At 36.6% G+C, this 20,231-nt stretch carries 14 protein-coding genes; all 14 read right to left on the bottom strand.

The genetic code is table 11. The annotated features are described in order from the left end of the window. Window positions 1-8: 8 nt before the first annotated feature. A complete protein-coding gene (gene rfbD / locus EL165_RS14155; protein WP_002983677.1) occupies window positions 9-872 on the bottom strand; it encodes a dTDP-4-dehydrorhamnose reductase in 864 nt (287 codons plus the stop codon). A gap of 44 nt (window positions 873-916) precedes the next feature. After that, a complete protein-coding gene (locus EL165_RS14160; RefSeq protein WP_002983678.1) occupies window positions 917-1,402 on the bottom strand; it encodes an acyl-CoA thioesterase in 486 nt (161 codons plus the stop codon). Between the two features lie 70 nt (window positions 1,403-1,472). After that, complete coding sequence (locus tag EL165_RS14165) at window positions 1,473-1,976, bottom strand: OmpH/Skp family outer membrane protein (RefSeq protein WP_002983679.1); 504 nt, start codon at window positions 1,974-1,976, stop codon at window positions 1,473-1,475. A gap of 65 nt (window positions 1,977-2,041) precedes the next feature. Continuing rightward, entirely contained in the window at window positions 2,042-2,596 is a 555-nt protein-coding gene (locus EL165_RS14170; RefSeq protein WP_041462104.1) for an OmpH/Skp family outer membrane protein, read from the bottom strand. 8 nt (window positions 2,597-2,604) lie between these two features. Then, window positions 2,605-5,139 carry an outer membrane protein assembly factor BamA gene (gene bamA, locus EL165_RS14175; RefSeq protein WP_002983682.1) on the bottom strand — a complete coding sequence of 845 codons (2,535 nt, stop codon included), beginning with the start codon at window positions 5,137-5,139 and terminating at the stop codon, window positions 2,605-2,607. A 28-nt stretch (window positions 5,140-5,167) separates the two neighbouring features. After that, window positions 5,168-5,917 (bottom strand): undecaprenyl pyrophosphate synthase, encoded by a 750-nt coding sequence (uppS, locus tag EL165_RS14180; RefSeq protein ID WP_041462081.1) that lies wholly within the window; start codon window positions 5,915-5,917, stop codon window positions 5,168-5,170. Window position 5,918: 1 nt separating this feature from the next. Beyond that, entirely contained in the window at window positions 5,919-6,809 is an 891-nt protein-coding gene (gene porG / locus EL165_RS14185; protein ID WP_002983684.1) for a type IX secretion system protein PorG, read from the bottom strand. Between the two features lie 213 nt (window positions 6,810-7,022). Continuing rightward, complete coding sequence (locus tag EL165_RS14190; protein ID WP_002983686.1) at window positions 7,023-9,527, bottom strand: polysaccharide biosynthesis tyrosine autokinase; 2,505 nt, start codon at window positions 9,525-9,527, stop codon at window positions 7,023-7,025. Window positions 9,528-9,529: 2 nt separating this feature from the next. Then, window positions 9,530-10,408, bottom strand: coding sequence for a polysaccharide biosynthesis/export family protein (locus EL165_RS14195; RefSeq protein WP_002983688.1), 879 nt, complete (start codon window positions 10,406-10,408; stop codon window positions 9,530-9,532). 34 nt (window positions 10,409-10,442) lie between these two features. Next, complete coding sequence (locus EL165_RS14200) at window positions 10,443-11,561, bottom strand: glycosyltransferase family 4 protein (protein WP_002983690.1); 1,119 nt, start codon at window positions 11,559-11,561, stop codon at window positions 10,443-10,445. Between the two features lie 112 nt (window positions 11,562-11,673). After that, window positions 11,674-12,675 (bottom strand): glycosyltransferase family 2 protein, encoded by a 1,002-nt coding sequence (locus EL165_RS14205; protein WP_002983692.1) that lies wholly within the window; start codon window positions 12,673-12,675, stop codon window positions 11,674-11,676. A gap of 3 nt (window positions 12,676-12,678) precedes the next feature. Next, window positions 12,679-13,749: a formimidoylglutamase gene (locus tag EL165_RS14210; RefSeq protein WP_002983694.1), complete on the bottom strand. Its 1,071-nt coding sequence runs from the start codon at window positions 13,747-13,749 to the stop codon at window positions 12,679-12,681. Window positions 13,750-13,892: 143 nt separating this feature from the next. After that, the gene (gene topA / locus EL165_RS14215) at window positions 13,893-16,454 is read right to left on the bottom strand and encodes a type I DNA topoisomerase (RefSeq protein WP_002983696.1); all 2,562 of its coding nucleotides are present in this window, start codon (window positions 16,452-16,454) and stop codon (window positions 13,893-13,895) included. A 265-nt stretch (window positions 16,455-16,719) separates the two neighbouring features. Further along, a complete protein-coding gene (locus tag EL165_RS14220) occupies window positions 16,720-20,136 on the bottom strand; it encodes a T9SS type A sorting domain-containing protein (protein ID WP_002983698.1) in 3,417 nt (1,138 codons plus the stop codon). Window positions 20,137-20,231 lie beyond the last annotated feature (95 nt).

The following is a 20,231-nucleotide window of genomic DNA, read 5'->3' on the forward strand; positions in this document are numbered from 1 at the left end:
ATTATCTATTATTGGTGTGCAAGTATTTCCACACATTCTTCAAGACTGTTTTCCCAATGTTTGGGCTCTATTTTATATGTCTCTTCAATTTTATCCAAAGACATAGTACTTCTTACTGGTCTTTTAGCCGGAGTAGGATACTGATCAGTAGTTATCGCATTCAATTTTACCGGTGATTTTGAAAACTCAGCAATTTTTTTGGCGAATTCAAACCAGGTTGTCTCCGGATAGTTTGAGAAATGGAAGATTCCGTAGGTCTTTTGCGGAGTCTGGATAATCTGCATAATTGCTTCTGCCAAATCATTTGCATTGGTTGGCTGCCCGAACTGATCGGCTACAATTCCCAACTCATCTTTCTGCGAGAACAGGTGCAGCATGGTTTTCACAAAATTCTTATTAAATTCAGAGTACAGCCATGAGGTTCTCAGAATAATTGTTTTCGGATTGATTTCCAGGGCAAGCTCTTCTCCTTTTCTTTTTGATTCCCCATATACTCCTACCGGATTGGTAAAATCATCTTCGGAATATGGAAGATTGGTAGTCCCATCAAAAACATAGTCCGTAGAAACATGAATCAAAGTAGATTTATATTCAGCACAGGCCTGAGCCAGATGGGCTACTCCATCAGCATTCACAGCGAAAGCTTTTTCTTTTTCCTTCTCTGCCAGATCCACCGCCGTATATGCTGAAGCATTGATGCAGTAATCCGGTTTGTTTTCATAAAAGAAATCGTTCACCTGTTCTTCACTGGTAACATCTAATGTAGAGGAGTCTGTAAATAAGAATTCATACTGATGTTCAAAGTCAGGAGCTATCTTTTTTATGCAGTTGCCTAATTGCCCGTTACTCCCTATTACTGCTATTTTTTTCATTCGTTTATTATTAATTTTTAAATTGGAACCTTTAAGAAATGAGATTAAGAGTTTTTGGCATTCTGGCTCCTTAGGAACTTCACTCTTGACTGGAAGTCTTTCTGGATCAGATCTACATAGAATTTATCAAAAATTCCTTTGATCTCTTCAGGATGGACTTCAGATTTTCTTGTTTTGACATTAAAATAAATAACAGTTACCCAAAGTACGGCATGAATTGTTTTTTCATCCAGACTTTTCATCAGAATTTCGACCTTTGCCGTTCTATCCTGAACATCGATGGTTTTGCTGCTGATTACTACCTGCGTATTGTATCTTACTTCTTTTAAATAGGCTATTTCATTTTGAATGGCAATCCAGGTACAGCCGGTTTTCTTGGTATATTCTTCGTAGGTGAATCCGTAAAATGTTTCTACATGATCTTCTCTGGCATTAAACATATAATCCAGATATTTTACATTATTCAAATGACCTATCGGATCGCAATCACTAAACCTAACTTTGACCGTCGTTGATACTTCTTTTTCCATTCCGCAAAAATAAAAAAACCACCTCTAAAAGAGGCGGTTGGTTTTATAAATCTTTGTTAATTTGCTGAAATTATTGAATTCCTAATTCTTTTTTTACAGCTGGAGTTGCATCCGGTCCTGCTTTATAAAGGAATGCTGTTGAGTTTGCATCCATAATATAATCGTACCCGTTAGCTTTAGCCACTTTTTCTACTGCATCATTTAATTTTTTCTCAATAGGTCCGAAAGCTACATCTTGCTTAGCCTGTAGATCTTTTTGAGCTTTTTCCTGCATTTGCTGGATTTCATCAGCTAATTTTTTCATCTCCTCTTCTCTAGCTTTGTTTTCATCAGCTGTTTTTTTAGGAGCTTCTGTCTGATATTGCTGATATTTAGTCTGAGCTGCGTCAGCTTTTTTCTTAATCTCAGCTTGTTTAGTATCTAAGAATGTTTTAAGATCAGCATCTGCTTTCTTTTTCTCCGGCATTGCGTTAAGAACTCCCATTACATCTAAAGTAGCAATTTTTTGAGCTTTTGCCATACCTACAGATACAACCATCATTACTGCTGCAAATAATACACTTAATTTTTTCATAACTGGTAAATAAATAATTTAATTTGTTTTTAGATTTTAAAATATAGCAAAAGTTAATTCTATTATTATTTTTTGCCTTTGCTATTTGTTTTTTCCTTCTTGTCTGTTCCTTTCAACAGAATAGACAATACTTTCTCAGTGTAATCATACTTTGACTGAAGGAAAATAACACTAATGTTATTGCTTTTATCAAGAACTATGCCCAAGCCATTTTTTTCGGACATTGTTTTGATTGCTTCCCAGATCTGATCCTGAAAAGGCTGAACCAGATTTGTTCTCAGTTTTGTAATTTCACCGTTAGCCCCAAAACGTAAGCTTGTTGTCGTTTTAATATTTTTATCAAGGTCTGTAACTTCTTTTTCGCGAAGTTTAAGTTGATCCCCTATCAATAATACTTTTTCACTTTCAAAAGCAGCTTTTTTTCTTTCATATTCAGACTGAAGACTCTGAAGTTCAGACTCCCAGGTATCAATCTGAGAATTTAATCTTGCTTCAGCTTCTTTATACTGAGGTAATTTATTCAGTATTTCATTGGTATCCACTACCCCAATTTTCTGGGCATTGTTTAACCCGAAAAGTAAAAGTAATGCGAATGTGAAGATTATTTTAAAGTGCTTCATATCTTTAATTATAGTGTTTGGTTCATCAAGAAGTGGTTTCTCCATCCGGACTTATCACCTGATAATGTCTTATCAAGACCTAATGCAAAGTCAAATCCGATCAATCCAAATGCTCCCATATAAACTCTTACACCAATCCCGACTGATCTTTTCAGCTGGAACGGGCTGTAAGTGCTCCATGAATTCCATACGTTACCTCCTTCAGCAAATGTTAATGCGTAGATTTTTGCAGTCTGGCTCATTGAGATCGGGTATCTTAATTCCAGGGTAAATCTGTTGTAGATTGTACCTCCTCCTTTCTGAGTAATATCTTCTGCCTGACCTCCTTCTGTGGTAGCATTTTCATAACCTCTTAAAGGAATCAATTCTCTACCGTCATATCGACCTCCGAAAAGACCTGTACCTCCCATATAGAATCTTTCAAATGGTGGTGCTCCCAACTGGTTGTTGTATCCATCCATGAATCCCATTTCAGCAGAAGACCTTAATACAAGTTTCCCAATGATTTCATTGTAAACGTCTGCTTTAAATTTGATTTTGTAGAATTCCATCCACTTGTACTTATCAATAGCTGACATTGATGAGTAGTCTTTTTTCTTAAACAATGAGTATGGAGGAGTCAGTTTTGCTGAAAGCTCTATATTGGATCCCATTGTCGGGAAAATCGGGTCAATACCGGCTGAGTTTCTGCTCAATCCTAAATTAACACTGAAGTTATTGGCAGTACCGTTATATTCTGTAGTATCACCAAACTGGAACGGATAGTTGTTGAAGTCATACTTCTGGAACTGTAATCCTGTATACAATGAGAAGTAATCATCAGGCCAGTTCAATAATCTGTTCAATCCTGCTGATGCAGAGAAAATATTCAATTTTTGCGCACTTCCATATTGATCTGTATATCTTACTCTGGAGTTGTTCAAACTTACAGAAAGGGCTGTTGCTCTTGTACCAAATAACCAAGGCTCTGTGAATGATATTCCATAGTTCTGGAAGTATTGTCCTGCCTGTACCTGAATAGAGAATGTTTGTCCATCTCCCTGAGGTACCGGTTTGAAATCTTTAAATTTAAGGAAGTTCTTTAATGAGAAGTTATTAAATGTCAATCCTAAAGTTCCGATAAAGCTGTTACCACCGTAACCTGCCTGCAGCTGAACCTGAGAAGATCCTTTTTCTACAAGCTTCCAGTTAATATCAACGGTATTATCCACCTGGTTTGGCTGAATATCCTGACCGATCTGCTGAGGGTCAAAGAATGACATCCCTGCCAAATCGAAGTATGTTCTCTTAATTTCTGTTTTCTTGAACAGTTCTCCAGGTTTTGTTCTCAGTGCTCTAAGAATAACGTGGTCATGGGTTGTGGTATTTCCCTGCCATGTTACTTTGTTCCATGTAGCTTGCTCTCCTTCATTAATTCTTACTTCAAGGTTTACCGCATCTCCTGACACTGATTTTTCAACAGGTGTTACATTAGAGAAAAGGTAACCGTTATTCATGTAAACAGATTTGATATCTGAATCATCTTCTTTACCACCGTCTTCTCCAACTTTTTTGTTGAATCCTACAGCATCGTAAATATCCCCTTTCTTATATCCAAGCAATCTTTGTAAGTATTCTGTAGAGTATACCGTATTACCCGTGAACGTAACGTCCCCGATGTAATATTTTTTACCCTCATTAAGTTTTACATTGATTTCGTAGTTATTTCTCTTGTTTCTCCATACTGAGTCTGAAACGATTTTCGCGTCTCTATACCCCAGAGAGTTATAATAACTGATAAGGTTCTGCTTATCTTCCTGATATTTATCTTCGATGAATTTTGAGGATTTCAAAATACCACCGATACCAAAACGCTTTTGTTTGGTTTCTTTGAAAGCTTTGTTTCTAAGCTTCCTGTCGGTTACATTTTCGTTTCCTTCAAATTCAATATGGTCAATTTTAATTCTTTTACCCTTATCTACATTAATTGTCCAATCTACCAAAGCAGGATCTCCTGCATTTACTTTATCCTGAATACTGATTTTGGCATCTGCAAAACCTTTTTTAATATAGTCTTTAGGGACATTAGTTTTAAGGCTTGAAACCAGGTTCTGAGTAATTTTGGTTCCCGGTTTAAGGTTATTATCCTTCGCCAGCTTTTCGCTTTTAGATTTACCGATTCCTTTGCCCGTGAATTTAACTTCTCCAAGTTCTTTCAGATCCTGCAGGTAAAATTTCAGAACGATAGTCTGTCCTTCAATGCTTTGAACATAAACCTCCACTTCAGAAAAAGATTGGGTATCCCAAAGTTTTTTTACAGCGTTGCTGATTTTCTGTCCCGGAATGTCTACACTTTCTCCTTTAGTAAGGCCCGTGAATCTCAAGATCTGAGCTGGTGTATATTTTTTTACCCCATCTACAACGATGTCTTTAAGTGTATAAGTTCCTGCCTCATTTTCTGCATGTACAGCATTATTTACTTTTGTGCTGTCTTGTGGAGTTACTTGTCCATAAAAATGTGCAGAAGCAGCAAACATAATGATGGGTAATAGTCTAAACTTCATTTTATCGAGTCTTTCTTTTCTTAAAATTTTATTGGCCTTTTACTTGCTCACCGGTTAACCCGTATCTTCTTTCTTTGTTTTGATAATCTACAATACATTGGAAGAAAATATCTTTGGTGAAGTCCGGCCACAGAACATTTAAAAACTGTAATTCTGCATAAGCAATCTGCCAAAGCAGGAAGTTGCTTATCCTTATTTCACCGCTGGTTCTGATCAGTAAATCTACAGGAGGAAAATCTTTTGTATACAGATAGCTTTCGAATAAACTTTCGTTTATATTTTCTATCTCAACTTTTCCTTCTTTTACATCAGAGCTTATATTTTTTACGGCTTCCAGTATTTCATTTTGTGAGCCATAGCTTATAGCCAATACAAGGTTTCCTTTTGTGTTTTCTTTTGTGAGCTCTACCACACGTTCCAACTGCTCTCTTACCAATGGAGGCAACTTGTCCAGATTTCCTATAACATGCATTCTTAATCCCTTGCTGAAAATCTCTTCTGCTTCAAGCAGTAAGGTTTCTACCAACAGGTTCATAAGGGTATTCACTTCTTCAGCCGGACGACTCCAGTTTTCTGATGAGAAGGTATACAATGTTAAATAAGGGATATTGATCTCATTACAGGCATTAATGGCATTTCTTACAGCATTAATGGCATTTTTGTGGCCGAAAGTTCTTTCCTCACCACGAGATTTTGCCCATCTTCCATTACCATCCATAATGATGGCTACGTGTTTCGGTAAATTCTCAGAATTTATTTTATCTTTAATCAACGACATATTATTCACAATAACATGGAGGTCTTCCGAATGAATAAGTAAGTCCTAAACTGAACGTATTTATCCAATCATTAGATCTGCTATCTCCAATATTTCTCTTTTTAATAAACTCTGCTTCTCTTTCTTTAGAAACTGCATAATAATTTCCTGACTGTAATAATGAACCTCCGGTTGCAGGGTCCAGAATATCAGCATTAAAAGAACTTTTTACATCTTTGGAAAGGATTTTACTGTAATCCAGCTGATCCGTCAATGTATATCTGAATGTAGCTTCTGCAAATACAGCCCATGAGTGGTTGAATTTATACTTCAAACCAACTCCAAAAGGGATATGCATGGTTACTTTTTTACCTACTGAATAATTGGTTGTAGTGGTAAAGTCCAATTCATTAATCGGAGCTTGCGCTACACCATCCGCATCTCGTCTGAAATCATTCACAAGAGTAGCTTTGGGAGCATCAAACATCAAAGCTCCTACCCCTCCGAAGATGTAAGGGCTTAACATGCTGATCTGCTCATTATTAACAGGAAAAAAGTTATATTCAAACATTAAACTCGCCTCATACACGTTATTTTTTCCGTATGAGTTTCTATTTCTTCTATAATCTTCTTTTGCCGCTTTATCACTAAACTGGATCTGGTTGTATCCTAAATCCAATCTAACAGTCTGATGCGGGTTAAAATTAAATCTATATAATAAACCACCATAAAACGGGACCCCCCAATCTGACGTTCTGCTTAAATCCAACGGCTTTTGTAAAATATAATTTGTCCTTCCTACATCTCCCACTAGGTTACTCATACCTAGACGAACTCCCAATTCGTTTCTTTGTGCTTTAACACCTACCACTCCAAGGAAGGCAAGGAAGCTAAACAATAATTTTTTATTCATAAAAGAATATGGATTTATGGTTATTTTAAAATTTAATTTTTGCAAATATAAAACATTTTTATATTAATGATAATCTTAATGTTTAGTTAAAAATAAACAAAAAAACATAATTTGTTATAAAGTAAACGGCAAAGTGGCAAAAATATTCTTTTTTTCATAGAATGAAAATACCGTAAATATGAAAAAACCCCCATTAAATGAGGGTTTAATGCTTTATTTTTTATTAAATAATACCTGTACTCTGTTTCTGATTCTTATCAATAAAGGCTCTTTATAATTTTTATCTTCATCAAAATAACCATAGCCGTAACCATAGCCGTAGCCATAACCATAACCGTAGCCATACCCCTGCTTCGTATTGTAGTCATTATAAACAAGTTCCAAATTATTGATTTCATTATTGTGATACTTTTCCGTAATCATTTTCAGCATGTACTTTTCTGTGTATTCATGGCGCACAACGTATAGATTTGCATCAGAATACTTCATCAGTTCATATGAATCTGCCACCAAGCCTACCGGAGGTGAATCTATAATAATGAAATCATATTTTTCTTTAAGTTCTTCTATAAATTTGATATTTCTCTGGCTCATTAAAAGCTCAGATGGATTTGGAGGGATAGGCCCTGAAGTAGCAACATCAAGATTAGGGATCCTCGTTTTATTGATAATCTGATCTATTCCTACTTCTCCGGTCAGATAATTTGAGATACCATATTTATTATCAATCTTAAAATCTCCGAAGATTTTTGGTTTTCTAAGGTCCATTCCCAACAGGATTGTTCTTTTATCACTTAATCCTATAACGGATGCCAGATTGATAGATACATATGTTTTCCCTTCGCCTCCAATAGATGAAGTAACCAAAATTACTTTTCCTTTTTCATTTTCATTATCCATCAGGAATCTCATATTTGCTCTTATTCCTCTGAAGGCCTCTGAAACAGATGATTTTGGCTGGTCCAGAACGGTAAGCATATTTTCATTGCTGTTATTTCCTATCACACCAAGCAGTGGAATCTTGGTAGCACTCAGAAGTTCTTTGATATTTCTGATCTTATTATCAAACACTTCACCAAGAAAGATAAACAGCAACGGAAGCAACAGCATTCCGGAGATAATAGCTGTCTTTGTCAGCTTTACATTAGGTGCAATAGGGCTCTGTCCCAGGTTTTTGGCCGGGTCAATCACCGTTATATCAGATTGATTGGTAGCCATTCTCATCTGGGTATCACTCTGTCTGCCCAGTAAGCTGTTATAAGTAGCTTCAATCATATTATACCCTCTCTCTGCATCCAGGTATCTTCTTTCTTTTTCAGGATAAGAAGCTAAATCTGAATTGGCACCTGAGATCTCACGGTCAATTTTATTAATTTCGTCGTAATATCTGTTATAATACCCTCTTAGGCTATTGGAAGATCCCATTCTTGCTTCATCAATAAGTCTGTTGATTTCTCTCATAGGCTCCGATGAAGGCTTATAAATAGAAGCCATTTCTGCTTTTTTAGCATATAAAGCTTTAAGCTCAGTAACTGTTGCTGAGAATACTCCATCTTCAAAACCTGCAGCATTGGTTCCAATCATTTTATCAAAATTCTGAGACTGCAGTGTGTTTTTGATATTATTCAGGGAGTTGATTTTGCTTATGATATCTGCTTTTTTAGCTTCCAGATCTTTTATTTTTTCAAGAGATTTTTCATCCCTGTCTTTAATATTATAAAGCTTTTCTGAAGTTTTCAAATAATTCAGCACATTTGCACTTGAATCAAGTTTTTTACGAATATTAGCAAGATTTTCCTTTAAAAAGAGATCCGTATTCTTATTAACAATATTTTTGTCAGCCAATCTCTTTTTTTGCAGCTCTGCAACAGATTTATTAAGGAAATTAACTGTACTGTTAAGGTTATACCCTCTTTTAGTAATAATCATGATAGACTTGATTTCTTTATCAAAATCCACTCCCGTAGTACCGATAATTTCATTTACGCTCTCATTTACTGAGTTCAATTTTACAATGATATTGTCCAACTTAATTTTAGCAGGAACAGGATTTTGAAGCAGTCTGAATCTCAGGTTAGGAGCATTGTACCACTCATTGATTTTAATAATTTTATCAGCTGGTCTGCTATAAGCATTTACATTCTGAAAGCCTTCAACTTCATAATTATACAAATTAGTAGATTCCCCTTCTTCCGGTAAAACCACCTGATATGACCCATTACCTTTTGGTAGCAGGGTAATAGGATAATTGATCTGCTGAAGGTGTTTTTTATCAATCTGAAGAAACACAGGTGAATCATCTTTATCCAGATAGGTAGATTTTATAAGTCCTTTTGTAGAATAGTTTACAAAAAGGTCTAATTCTTTCACCAAAAATTCATTATGCGTTCTGGATAAAAGCATTTTCTTCAGATAAAGACCATCCTGGTTTCCGGTATCGCCCCAAATAAAGTTGATGGATTGGTTAGACTGTGTTGGTAAAAACTCAGAACCTTTACTGGATGTACTTAAAGACAAGTCAGACGCATAAATATTCTGCGCATAGTACTTACTGTAAATCCATGCAATGGCATAGCCGATAAAAAGCATGAATACAAACCAGTACCAGTTCTTAAGGATTCTTCTTAAAAAGTGTTCTAAATCAAATAATGCAAACGACCCATACTTTTCTTTCTGAGAATTGTTCTTCTCTGCAGCGGTTACTCTTTCTGGAATCATGGCTAAAGATTTTTAAGAAGTAAATAAATAGATAATGCTGTAGTAATTACCGAAACTCCCGTAGTTAAAGTCTGAATAGGATCTTTTCCGAATCCATTCAAGCTTTTTGCTCTTGTGTTCAGATAGATTTCATCTCCGTTCTGTACATAATAGAAAGGAGAATTCATCAGATCTTCACGGGTAAGATCTATTTTAGCAATTTTGATTCCTTCCGGAAGTTTTCTGTGAATAACAATTTCTTTTTTGTCTATCGTCCTGTTCAGCCCACCATTAATGGCTAAAGCTTCGGTAATGGTAAGTGTATTTTTGTGAACAACTTTTTCGCCTGAAAGACCGGTAGTTTCAACATCACCAAGGATATAAAACGTAATACCATCTGTATTCAGACGTACTTCAGATTTACCTTCCTGGAAATTTTCATTTACTTTTTCCTGAATTTCTTTAGTAATATCATCTAATGTTCTTCCTTCGGCTTTTACATATCCGATTCCAAAAACATTGATTTCACCATTGGCGTCAACTTTCAAACCATTGAAATAAAAGTTTATATTTCCGCCTCTGCTTCCTCCGCCGTTTCCGCTCACTCCTAATGCACCCCCTCCTGTTATTGCAGGGCTGGCTGCGCTTCCACCTGCAACACCTCCGGAGGTATTGTAAGAGGAGTAAAATTGTGCGGCATCTCCTTTGGGAGTAGTCACAATATTAAGGTTAAGGATATCGTTTTTGGTAATCCTGTACACAGGGATGTTGTAGGGAACAAGACCTTCTTCATTAATTACAAGACTCTCACTTGGCTGCAAGTATCTTACATCCTTTGTTGTAATACATGAGGTAACTAAAAGAGGGAATATTAAAAATAAATATTTAAAGTTTTTCATCATATATAATATTATTTACAAAAGTAATATTTAATTGTTAATTTTTGTTATTTCTTAGCCGATATAGCAAATCCGGCAGATAAGCGCCCAAAAAGCCCAGTGAAAGCACCACTAATAATAAAATATTGACATTAATATGTCTTAGATAATAAGCTACTGCAACAATCATCAGATAGTACAGAATAATATAGAAAGTAGATCTTCTATGGGTAAGATTCAATTTCAGCAGCTTATGATGAATATGGTTCTTATCTGCATCAAACGGTGATTTCTTGTTGTAAAGCCTGATCATAATGACATTTAATGTATCTACAATCGGAAGAATGAGAATGGCAACTGCCACTACCGGAGCAGACTGAAGGTGATATCTTGGTACATCCACCAGATTTTTATCGATGAAAATGTCTATAAAACAAATGGAGGTAAAGGCCAGCAAAAAGCCAAGCAGCATGGATCCGGTGTCACCCATAAATATTTTACGGGTCCGGTAATTTGACAAATTATAGTATAAAAATGCCAGTACAGTCCCGATAATAACAACAGATAAAACTACCAGAGGATAGTTATATTCTCCCAAACGGTAATAGCTTATGCCAAATAAAGCGCTGCAGATAACAGAATATCCGCCTGCCAGGCCATCTATTCCATCAATCAGGTTGAAAGCATTAATCAGAATAATAAATGTTATAATACTGAAGATCACACTTACAAAATACTCCAGCTCATATACTCCGAATATTCCGAATAAGCTTCTGATTCTGATATCTGATCCAATAACGATTAATGAAGATACAACAATCTGCGCTACAAGCTTTTTGTAAGCTCTCATAACCACAATATCGTCCATTACTCCAATATAAAGCAGAATAATTAATGAGGCAAATAGAAACTTGTAGAGATCAAACAGCTCATAGGCAAAAATGGAAGCACAGATTCCTATGGAATAAAAAATGGCTATTCCTCCCAGATTGGGAATCTCTCTAAGGTGCGAACTTCTTATTCCAGGCTCATCCATCAGATTCTTTCTTCTTGAGATCTTAACAATGGTAGGAATGGAGAAAAATGTAATTAAAAAGGAGAAAACGAAACCCAGCCCTATTTTTATGTAGAAAATAGGTATTCCCGATCCGCTTAAGAACAATTCAAAGTTTTTCATTCTTTTCTTATTCAGCACTTGTATTTCTTCAATAAGGCTTATAATGCAGGACTTACAAAGTCTTCATTATCATTCCTACTGTACGAAATAACAGTACTTACATTTGTGTTTACTAAATTAATTTTCTTATCAATTTTTTCTGTCCGGCAAAAAATAACAGATAAAAAATCTTTTTCTTCAACGGCAAAGATAAAAGATAATTCTTACCAAAACGATTATACTTCAATATATCTTGAATTTTTATTTGTCTTTCCTTCATAAAAAGAACCAATTGATCAGACATACTATAAAATATTTCTTCTTCTTTCACAAACGCCAGATAGGCCAGAAACGAGTAAACCCCTTCAAAAATCTGGAAATTTTTCAATTCTTCTTTTTTGTGGGAATATGGGGATTCTCTGAATACCTGTTCTACATCAGACACTGCTTTAAGCATGTCAAGCCCTTTTTCCGTATGGGTTTTTGTAATGGAATCGGTACGTTCAAGATACTGATAATGGAAATTCTGGGTTTGCGCTATGGTTTCACATTCCAGTAAAAGCTGTGGAATAAGCTGAATGTCTTCAAAATGAACACCTTTTTTAAATCTTTTCTGATTAAAAAGTTCTTTTTTGAACAGCTTATTACATGCAAAGTAGCTAATATCCGAAAATACCGAAAAGTTATTTTCAAGGGTTATCTTTTCGGGCATATTGGGAAGCTGAGTGAGTTTTTGAACAACTTTGCCATTCTCATCCACTTTCTGAATATTTGAGATCACCATTTTAGCATTATGCTTTTCTGCTAAAAGAAGCATTTCCTCAAACATAGTTTCAGTAACATAATCATCACTGTCTACAAAACCTATATAATCACCGGTTGCTCTATCGATCCCGAAATTACGGGCATCGCTTAAGCCTCCGTTCTCTTTGGTATAAGCTTTTATTTTCTCCGGATACTTTTGCGCATATCCTTCAATAATTTTTTCAGAGTTATCCTTACTTCCATCATTCACTACAAGAATTTCAATATCCGGAAGACTTTGCTTCACCAGCGAGTCAAGACATTTTGCCAAATAATTTTCGACATTATAAACGGGAACAATAATGGATACTCTTGAGGGAACATTTGTCATACATTAAATTTTCGTCAGTCTTGCATTCAGCCATCCTTTTTTAGCTTCATCAAAATCTTTTCTGGAACAGGGAATGCAGTTTTCTATATTTTCATCATCACCAAAATACCACAAATTACTGAAAGTATCACGCTTGAATGCATATTGCCTGTCATCTATCAGCACATAGAACAGCTCATAATTTCTTTCTTTCGGATGGGAATGCTGGATATTGATCCCTTCGATCAGATACCATAACATTTGTGCTAAAAGCTGATGGTTCAGCTGGTTTTCCGAATAAATATTATAATTAAAAATTCCTACGGACTTCAGATTTTCACTCAATCCTATTTCTTTCATATAGGCACAGATTTCCCTTCTGTTCAATCCATTTACCTGCGGGTTCATTGAAAAAGGTTCGCTAAAACTTTCGATAGCATCGCAGTTTACAGTCACCAGATCTGCTTTTCTGAAGAAAGGCTCTGTCTTCTCTGTGGAATTCATCATTTCAGCCAGCCTGACAATATCAAATTCTACTTCTTTGATCAGCCTTACAGAATCCATTTCGTTCAGATGTTTCTGATAACCTAAGTGATGATAATTTTTAATGGAGAAATTTTTAGCTCCGAAAATTTTGCTTAAAAAAGTGTGTTCATTGATCGCTTCTCCCTGCTGAAGGGAAATGATGTTGCTGATCTGGGTATAATTGAGACTTTTCTTGTGAAAATTCAATGCTGAAAATAGTGAAAAGGCAAAATCATTGGAACCTCCGATAATCACCGGAATGGCTCTTTTATAATGACATGCCGACAGAACTTCCTGTAAGATATAATGGGTATCCTGAACTGACTTCCCGGATACCAGATCTCCAAGATCTACCACCGGAATTTCGAAATCCATCTGTGAAAGCTTATAAAACTCTTTTCTCACAGCTGTAAAATCCTGAACCTCAGCATCACCTCCGGCACCTCTGTAATCTGACACAAACAGCAGAACAATACTGTCTTCTCTGATATCTTTAGTAATCCGACTTCCTATCTGCCAGCTTTCGGTTTTGAAATTTCTTGGTGAAATGATAAAGTCTTCGAAATCCATATTTTAATTTGAATATAATAATTGATTAATTGCTTGATAAAACAAACATACAAAAAACATAGAAACTGAGTAAGACATGGATGCTTTTGTTCATAAAAAAAGCCGTCAACAGATGTTAACGGCTTTGTATCATTATTTTACATTTACTTTTTTTTGGCTGCCGGCTTTTTGGCTGCAGTTGTTTTCTTTGTAGTTGTTGCTTTTTTGGCAGCTGGTTTTTTCTTTTCGGCAAAGGCTTTCGGATCCTGATCTGTAATCCATTTTTTCACCTCATCTAAAGAAAGTTCTTTCAATTCCTCAGCTTCATATTTTGTATCGTCTGCTTTTTTAGGAATTTTGAACATCGCTTTTCCAAACTTGATGAAAGGTCCCCATCTTCCGTTTTCAATGGAAATTTTTTCTTTTTCCCATTGCTGGATATATCGGTTGGCTTCTTTTTCCAATTTAGCATCAATCAGTTCATTGATATCGCTTTGAGAAAGGTTTTCAAAATCATATCTCTTTGGAACATTTACAAAGATATCTTTGTATTTGATAAATGGTCCGAATCTTCCTGATCCTTTTGTTACCGGCTCTCCTTTATAGGTTGCAATAGGAGCATCAGCAATTTTCTTTTCACTGATAATTTCCTCAGCGCGCTTCTGATCTACAGAAAGCGGATCTTCACCTTTAGGAATACTGATATATGTTTCTCCCCATTTGACATAAGGTCCAAATCTACCTACTCCCACAGAAACCGGCTGTCCGTCAACTGCATTTAAATCGAAAGGTAATTTAAACAGTTCCAGAGCTTCTTCAAAAGTAATGGTTGCAATATTCTGACCTGTCATTAAGGATGCGAAGATCGGTTTTTCCTCATCATCCGTTTCTCCGATCTGGATCATTGCTCCGAATCTTCCTATTCTTGCATGTACATTTTTACCGGTCTTCGGATCTACTCCTAAAAGCCGGTCTCCTGTTGCACGGTCTGCATTTTCTTCTACATCTTCAATTCTCGGGTGGAATTTTGAATAGAAATTCGTCATCATTTCTTTCCACTTCTGATCACCGCTTGCAATTTCGTCAAAGCTTTCTTCAACTCTTGCTGTGAAACCGTAATCAAGAATTTCCCTGAAGTTATCTGTAAGGAAGTCATTAACAACTTCACCGATATCTGTAGGAACGAATTTATTTTTATCGCCTCCGAATTTTTCCTCAAGAACTACTTTTTTGATTTTGTCTTTTACCAAAGACATTTTGATCACTTCGCGGGTCTGTGGCTCAATTTCTCTTTTATCCACATACTCTCTGTTCTGGATAGTCTGAATAGTAGGTGCATAGGTAGAAGGTCTACCGATCCCTAATTCTTCAAGTTTTCTTACCAATCCGGCTTCAGTATATCTTGCACTTGGTCTTGTGAACTTTTCAGTAGCAGTAATGGTTTTGTAACTTAATACTTCTCCTACGCTTACTTTCGGCAGCAATTTATCGTTGTTTTCTTCATCATCATCTTCAGTCTTCACAATTCCGTATGCTTTCAGGAAACCGTCAAATATGATCACTTCTCCCTGCGCTTCAAAATGATGTGGCAAAGATGTATTTCCAATTTCAATTACAGTCTTTTCGATTTTAGCATTAGCCATCTGAGAAGCAAGTGTTCTTCTGTATATTAACTGATACAATTTATTCAGTTGTGCATCTCCTATACTTTTTACTCCAAAATCTGTAGGACGGATGGCCTCGTGCGCTTCCTGTGCTGAAGCAGATTTTGTAGTATAGTTTCTTGGTGAAGAATATTCTGCTCCGTATTCTGAGATGATTTGTTTTTTTGCTCCTTCAATAGCTTCCTGAGAAAGGTTCACGGAGTCTGTTCTCATATAGGTAATATACCCTTCTTCATACAGTCTCTGTGCTAGACGCATGGTGTTGGTTACGTTATAACCAAGTCTTGAAGAAGCTTCCTGCTGTAATGTAGAGGTTGTAAAAGGTGCTGAAGCCGAACGGGTACCTGGTTTGGTTTCAACATTCAGAACTTTAAATTGTGTAGTTTTTGCCTGCTCCAGGAATTTTTCTGCATCTTCTTCTTTTTCAAAATCTTTCTTCAGCTTGGCAGCAATTTCCTGCTCTGTTTTATTTAAAAATATACCATCAAGCTTAAAGCTCGCTTTCGGTATGAACTCACGGATTTCCTTTTCTCTTTCAACGATTAATCTTACGGCTACAGATTGTACTCTACCTGCAGACAAACCCGGTTTTACTTTTTTCCATAAAACGGGCGACATTTCAAAACCTACGATTCTGTCCAGCACACGTCTTGCCTGCTGTGCATTTACCAGGTTCTGATCAATATCTCTCGGATTGTCAATTGCTTTTAGAATGGCATTTTTAGTAATCTCGTGGAAAACAATTCTTTTTCTGTTTTCAGGCTTCAGCTTCAGCTCATCTGCCAAGTGCCAGGCAATAGCTTCTCCCTCGCGGTCCTCATCGGAAGCCAGCCAAACCATATCAGCTTTCTTTACTGCAGCTTTTAATTCTGTCACTAATTTCTTCTTGTCTGCTGAAACTTCGTAATCAGGATTAAAGGTGGCAAGATCTATTCCCATTCCTTTTTTAGGCAGATCACGGATATGACCGAAACTGGATTTCACTTCGAAATCCTTACCTAAATATTTCTGAATAGTTTTTGCCTTTGCCGGGGACTCTACGATTACTAAATTTTTCGACATTCTAAAAAAAATTTTTTGCAAAAGTAAAGCTTTTTTATTATATACTTTTTGTTAAGCAGGTTTAATTTACTATTCCTAACGCTTTATACTATATTTTAATACCCGCTTTCTGAAGAAACAAGTCTTTTGCAGTATAGGTTTTAGACTATTATACAATTCTCTGCAGATAATAATATAGAATTTTTCACCATCTCTAATAGAAGAAATATGTCTTGACAAAAAACATTCTATAGGAACTTATCCACTTACTATTTATTTTAAAACCTTAGCGTTTTATAATCTTAAAAGTCGCTTCTGAACTATTGATTCTTATCAGGTATACTCCGGCATTTAAAGATGAGATATCTGTCTGATTATTAATAAAATGTCCTGATTTTACAAGCTGCCCCAGGGCATTAAAAATTTGAAAATCGTATTCTTTATCTTCCGTAGCTTTTATATAAAGAATATTGGATACAGGGCTGGGATACACAGAGATCTTGTTATCAGTAGTTTTAAGTACGGCATTTGCAGTACTTAATGTAGAACCATTTGGTATTACAGTAGTTCTTGAAGCAGGCCCTTCTTCGTTGCCATTGGCATCATATTCTATTTTCACACATCGGCATCCCGTACCGAAATATGGATCATTATTATCATGAAAGACGATTAGTCTATTGGTTGTAGCTGCCGCATCAAATAAAACATTGATTGATCTTCCCAGATAATTAGAATTTAAAGCAGCCGTCCAGACAGCCGGATATTGATAGTTGAGCACATTAAATGTTCCCTGTGCAGACTGATTTGCCGTCACACTTCTGAATCCTCTTGAACCGGAATCAGGATAATTTCCTAAAGGGTATGCAGCGTTATTAAAGATATATCCCACTGTAGCATTGGCAGCGTTTCTCACCCTTGCTCCCAGATAATCAGTCACAATACTGTATGACGTTGCTACATTTTTATCTTTCTTATACCAGGGAGTCTGTCCGAAATCTGCTCCTGAAACCAAGGCTACGTTCGTAAGGTCAGGAATTCTCCATCCTTCAGGGCAAGGATCGAAAGGCGATTTTTTCCCTCCTCTTCCCCATCTGTCCGGAGCTAAGTTAGGCTCTGTTGCAAGCCAGTCTGTTCCGCTGGTATAATTAGGTGTTGTGCTGTTATAAAGAGCAAAAGAACTGGGAACCATATACACCAAAGGATTTTTCACAGAATAAGATAATATTTTGGAAATTTTATCTATCGGCTTATCGGCAGTCTGTACATTTGATGCTGCAGCATAAGTATTGTAAGGAACAATATAATTTCCTGAAAGATTATTATAGTCAGTCGGATTAAGCGTACTGTATGTAACTGTTCCATTGTCTGCAGCCGCACCCAAAAACACATTGTAGGAGCTTCTGTTATCTGCATATTGAAATACAGGAATAGGATCTTTTCTTCCCCATTGATAATGCAAACCGGTAGAGGCACGGATTTTCAAAAGTTCATCAGCGGTGGGAGCCTGCGGGTTGGCAACAGCAGGAAAAGCATCTACAGCTCCAAGATTTCGATCCATAAAAGTCGTCTGGAAAACTACATCAGCTTTATCTACATAATTCACATAGTTTGTAACTGCTGCCGGAGTTTCGGTAGTATAGGTGTAAGATCCCACAGGAGAATCCGTCACCCAGATATGCCAGCTCCAATATACCGGTGAAGATATACTGCCGTTATGAAGTGTTACAACCGCATTTCCACTTTCATTGGAGGCAATTTCCACAACTATTTTAGAATTGGCGATATCCTGCAGTGACGAAGGTGAAGGGTTTACTACTGTAATTTTATTGACAAGACCCGGATTGGTAGTCCAAAGGACATTTCCTTTTAAATTATTAAAACTGGAAGGGTTTAATATTTCAGTATTATTCAGTAATTGACTTTGTACAGAGAATGCTTTGCTGACCGGAATTTCAACAGTAGAAACAGCTCCGCTTTTTACAATCTGGTACGTATTCGGATTATTAAACCCTTCTTTATATTCTGTAGCTGCAGGGAGATATTCTGTTGGAAAATCATAGTCATTGATCGTGTAAAGAGGATCTTTTATACATCTGCAGCCATTCGCATCCGAAGTGTACATTACGGACATAGGAAAGTAATAATAGCGTCCTTTAATAGTAGGATAATTTGCATCCGGGACATCTGACTGCGTTTTATCCGGAATCATAGAAAGTCCTCTGACAGTAACAGCCGGAGAGGTATCAAACTGCCTGGCCATAGTAGCTGTCCAAAGTGCAGTGTGATGCTGATCTGTATACTGTCCCTGGTGGGCTCCTCTGATAAGCTGTCCGTTTCCCGGGAAGATTCCCATATTATATCCTCCGACAGCTGACAGATCAAAACCCCAGTTGGGATAAACTTTAAATCCTGTCATAAAAGCAGGAACTCCTGCATTAGTAGGCTTAATGATATGGTATTTGTTGGTTTCAAAAACATTTTTCGCCATATTGGTTCTCACTCCAAAAGGTGAAAAGTCTATTCTGATATCGTCCACATAGGATGAAGAAGCCAGATTGGCAACCAGCATAGAGGGAATTCGCCATCCGTTGGGACACGGATCATAAGGTGATTTATCTCGATAAGGCTTTGCTTTGTCATCAGTATTATAAACAGTCTCTATTTTCCCCTGCGCATTATCAGACCAGAGATTAAGTTCTGAAAGTCTGTTCGTGGGCAAGGTTGTAGATTTTCCAAACCAATTGACAGGAAGGTTGAGATTATTATTGTAGTACGCCTGACCGGAGTTATCATCTTTGTTCACATAAATAAGACTCAAAGGATTTTTTACAGAAAGTCTTATATTATTGGTTACTTCAGCTGCAGAAAGCAGAACAAATTTCCTGAGGTCATCAATACTTACAGCATTGTTCATATTCTTTGCTTCTCTATGTCTTATTCTGCCTATTGACCCTGAAGCTTCATAAAAATCGTTACCTCTTGTAACTAATGGAGGAATAGGATCTTTTCGTCCCCACTGATATAGAAGTCCTATGCTTCTGTTCCAGTCTGATGCAGTAATAGAGCTTGTAATTGCGCCAAGGTTTCTATCCATCCATTTCCAGTCAGAGTCGGGAATAACTTCAGTGGTTCCGTCTGATTTCATTCTCTTAATGTTGTTGAAACTTTTGTAGGTGGAGCCGTTTGTAGGATCATCCGTCACCCATATATGCCAGCTCCAATAAATTTCTCCATTTACTTTGAAGGCAATGACGGCATTTCCCTTTTTTGTTTTATTGATCGGGACTTTTATCTTGGCATCCTGTCCGGTTCCTGTTATTTCCAGAGCATAGTTTACCCCCGATTTTATAAGTCCATGAACATCTTCCCACAAAACATCCGCTGTTACAACACCAGCCGGAATACCACTCCCGTTAAGATATCCGCCGCCTTCCCACATTGCATACGCTTTTTTTACCGGAACCAGCAATCCCTCACTGTTCTGGCCGGGATCAAAAATGTAACTGTTAGGAGCTTTTTTCCAATCCGGAAGGAACAATTTCGTCAATTCGGGTAACGGCCTGGCGAGTGAGTCCGTCTTTTCAGCAATCCAGACTGCTTTAATATGCCCATTTGAGGAGCCTTCTCTGACATTCCCTTTAGAATATATTGCCAATGATATCAGACAGAAGACTGCCGCTAATTTTTCAGTTAACCTTTTCATACCTTATAATTTAGTGTCATTACCCAAGTGCAACTTTTAAGCCTATCTCAACGAAAAGAGATTTATTTTATAAATAAAAACAACATATTTAAATT

This window comes from Chryseobacterium gleum (assembly GCF_900636535.1).
Taxonomy (GTDB): Bacteria; Bacteroidota; Bacteroidia; order Flavobacteriales; family Weeksellaceae; genus Chryseobacterium; species Chryseobacterium gleum.